Genomic DNA, 3,345 nt, shown 5'->3' on the forward strand with positions numbered 1-3,345 from the left:
ACGGTGGTGGTGCTGCTGCACGAGGCGGCGCGCCGGAAGTGTCAGCTGGGCTGACGCTGCTCGTCGTAGTCAGAGCGGGCGGCTTCGACTTCGTCGAGGTGGTCGACGAACCATTCCATCATGGCTTGCAGGGGGGACCTCAGGGTCCGGCCCAGGCGGGTGACGCCGTACTCGATCGCCACGGGCTCCGTGGACACGACCACGCGCTCGACCATGCCGTCGCGCTCCAGCCGGCGCAGGCATGCGGTCAGGGACTTCGGTGTGACGGCCGGCAGGTGTTGCCGAAGCTCGCTGAAGCGCTGGGGACGCTTGCACAATGCGTCCAACACGAGCAAAGACCACTTGCCGAACAATTGGTTGAGCAGACGACGGCCGTCGTCATCGAGTTCTGCTGGATTCACGTAAGTCTCCTCGGTGATACCTGATTTCGTTGCAGTCTACTTCGACTACTAGGTATACAAGGGATATCAATCAGTCCCGGCCGCCAAGGCAGGGACCATGGCTTTCGCGTCGGCCGCGGACGGGTTGAGCGCGCGAGTGGTCGGCCGACCCGAGGCATCACCGAGCGCTGGGCCCGACTGAGACGAGAAAAAGCCATTACTCGACACAAGGAGGCACATATGACTGACAAGGTGGGCACCACTCCGAAGCCGGCTGATCGCGACAGCTTCGTTTCTCATGCTTACCCCGAGAAGCAGGTGAACCTCGGCGAGATCATGATGAACTACGCGGAGGCGGGGTCACCGGACAAGCCGGTACTCCTGCTCATTCCCGAGCAGACGGGCTCCTGGTGGAGCTATGAGCCGGCGATCGAGCTTTTGGCCGAGGACTTCCACGTGTTCGCCGTCGACTTGCGTGGGCAGGGACGGAGCACCTGGACGCCGAAGCGGTACAGCCTCGACAACTTCGGAAACGACCTGGTGCGCTTCATCTCGCTGGTGATCCGGCGTCCGGTCATCGTGTCAGGGAACTCGTCGGGTGGGGTCTTGGCCGCCTGGCTGTCGGCGTATTCGCTCCCCGGCCAGATCCGCGGCGCGTTCTGCGAGGACGCACCATTCTTCGCCTCCGAACTCGTCCCCGCGTTCGGGCACAACATACGCCAGGGGGCGGGCCCGTTCTTCGAGCTGCTCAGCAAACACCTCGGCGATCAGTGGTCCATCGGCGACTGGGCCGCCTTCGGTGCCGCTGCCGAAGCTTCGTCGTCGAAGCTTGCGCAATTCTTCCCGGCAAGCGCGGAGCCGCCCCAGAACCTCAAGGAATACGACCCTGAGTGGGCGCGGGCGTTCTTCGAGGGAACCGCCGGATTGAACACCCCCCACGACCGGATGCTGGCGCAGGTCAGGACACCCGTCCTGATCACCCACCACAACCGGGCGGTCAACCCGCAGACGGGCGATTTCGTCGGGTCGTTGTCCGACAAGCAGGCACAGAAGGCTCACGACATCATGTCGTCCGCAGGCGTCAAGGTCGACTATGAGTCGCATCCGGAAGCGCACCACATGATGCACCAATTCGACCCGGCGCTATACGTGAAGCTGCTGACCGAGTGGGCCTCGACCCTGCCGGCGGAATGACCGGGGCGGATGTCAGAAGGGTGTGGTTCGGTTTGAGAGACCGTGATCACGCCGCGAGTTCGAGGGTGTCGCGGTAGCGGACTGTGTGAACCCGCAGGTGTTCGCGCTGCACGTGGTACTCCCAGTACGCTTCGAAGTCGCCGTTGCTGATGACTGCACGGAGCTTGAGGACAGCCTCGGCGCCTGGCAGGCCCCAGCGGGCGCCGGTGATGTCCATGCGGTCCTTGATCAGGTGCCGGCATGCTCCTTCGATCACTCCGGTGGCGATCGGCCAGCCCTCGGCGAGCGCGATGTCGTAGCCCAGATAGGGCAGCTTGGCCCGCAGGTATCCGACTGCCTTGTCCACACCGGCCCGCTTGTGCTCGCTCAACTGCGCGGCATCCGCCTGCTGTTCGAGGGCGTCGGCGACGTGCTGGGCCGTGCCCTGGAGGATGGCGAGTGCGTGCCCGCCGACCCAGGGTTCGGCCCCGGGGTCGGCCGGGGCGAAGAAGCACCAGGCCGCGCCCCACAGATATTCGAGTACATGGACGAAGTCGATGAGGACGTGGACTTCCAGTTCGCGGGCATCGCACTGTTCGTGGATCAGATCCAGCTGGTGGCGTGCTCCGTCGACCAGCATCACCCACTCGCGCGTCCGGGCGGGGTCGCGCCGCTCGGCGTGGTCGAACACCGCCGCGATGACGGTGCGGGCATCGGCGGCGACGGAGGCGGTCAGCCACTTGTCCGTCGCGCGTGGCCGGTCGGGCCGCTTCTCACGGTCGGCGCCGTTCGGTCGGATCACCTCCTGCGGACCTCGCGGCTGGGCCGCCAGGGCGTAGACGGCGCCGACGGTCGCCATCCGCTTGCGCCCACTCTTCTCCCCGCCGGCCAGGCGGGTCTGGTACGGGCCGCCACCTGAGGCGGCCTTCCTCGCGGCAGCCCGCCTGGTCTCCTCGCGCAGCGCGTCGGGACGCATCACGACCCCCTTGCCGTCCGCAGACAACACCAGCAGCATCTCCCCGGAGCCGGAGCCGGAGCCGGAGGCGCTGCGTGCGAAGGTGTAGAAGGCGTCGATGTCCGCCGCGGTGCGCTGGACCAGTTGGATCGTCTGCCGTTTGCCGATGTGGGTTCCGGTGGCGCGCTCGACCGCGGTCTGCGCGTCGGCGAACGAGCCGCGCGCCGCCTCGACCGCGGCTAGTTTCTTGAGCGTGTGGGAGTGGCGGCCGGTCGGCAGGTCCAGTTCCGCGTCGGCCGGATACAGGTTCGATGCCCCCTTGGCGCGGTAGGCGATCCGCTCCACCTGCACCGTGCCGAACCGCGTGGACAAAAGCCGTGCATGGCTCTTCTCTGCGCATCGGCGCACCACGCCGTCGCTCCCGGCGACCTCTTGTGCCCGCTGTTCTCCGGCCGCCCGCTTCTCGAGCCATTCCTGCAGCATCAGCCGCTGCACCTCGCGGGCGCGGGTGGCGATGAACTCCTCGGTGGCGGCGCAGGCCGCGGAGCGCGCCGGGTCGACGAGGTCCGCGAGGAGCGCCTCGAATGCGGTGCGGGTGGCGGGAAAGCCCTCGGTGATCTCGCGGGAGTCATAGGCTGGCATCGGGCTCTTCCTTCGTTGCTGCGAGGCTTGTCACCAGGCACGACGCGGGAAGAGCCCGCTTTTGTCTACGGCTGCACAGGTGCGCGAACGCTGTCGGCCAGCGCGAACAGGCCGCGCTCGGGCTCGTCCAGCCACCCGTGGCGCACCATCCGCTTCAGCCGCATCCGCAGCGTTTCGATGTGCCGGTGGTCGACG

The 3,345-nt window shown here is 67.0% G+C and carries 3 protein-coding genes; 1 reads left to right on the plus strand and 2 read right to left on the minus strand.

Features of this window, described 5'->3' with window-relative positions; translation table 11 throughout:
- Positions 1-41 precede the first annotated feature (41 nt).
- Entirely contained in the window at positions 42-401 is a 360-nt protein-coding gene (locus ACWGJY_RS37415; RefSeq protein WP_327158398.1) for a winged helix-turn-helix transcriptional regulator, read from the minus strand.
- Between the two features lie 219 nt (positions 402-620).
- On the opposite strand from ACWGJY_RS37415, the gene ACWGJY_RS37420 reads away from it, so the two are divergent.
- The gene (locus tag ACWGJY_RS37420; protein WP_453265359.1) at positions 621-1,574 is read left to right on the plus strand and encodes an alpha/beta fold hydrolase; all 954 of its coding nucleotides are present in this window, start codon (positions 621-623) and stop codon (positions 1,572-1,574) included.
- A gap of 46 nt (positions 1,575-1,620) precedes the next feature.
- Here ACWGJY_RS37420 and ACWGJY_RS37425 read toward each other — a convergent pair whose 3' ends face one another.
- Complete coding sequence (locus ACWGJY_RS37425) at positions 1,621-3,150, minus strand: ISKra4 family transposase (protein WP_453265360.1); 1,530 nt, start codon at positions 3,148-3,150, stop codon at positions 1,621-1,623.
- Positions 3,151-3,345 lie beyond the last annotated feature (195 nt).

Source organism: Streptomyces sp. NPDC054765, from assembly GCF_053612065.1.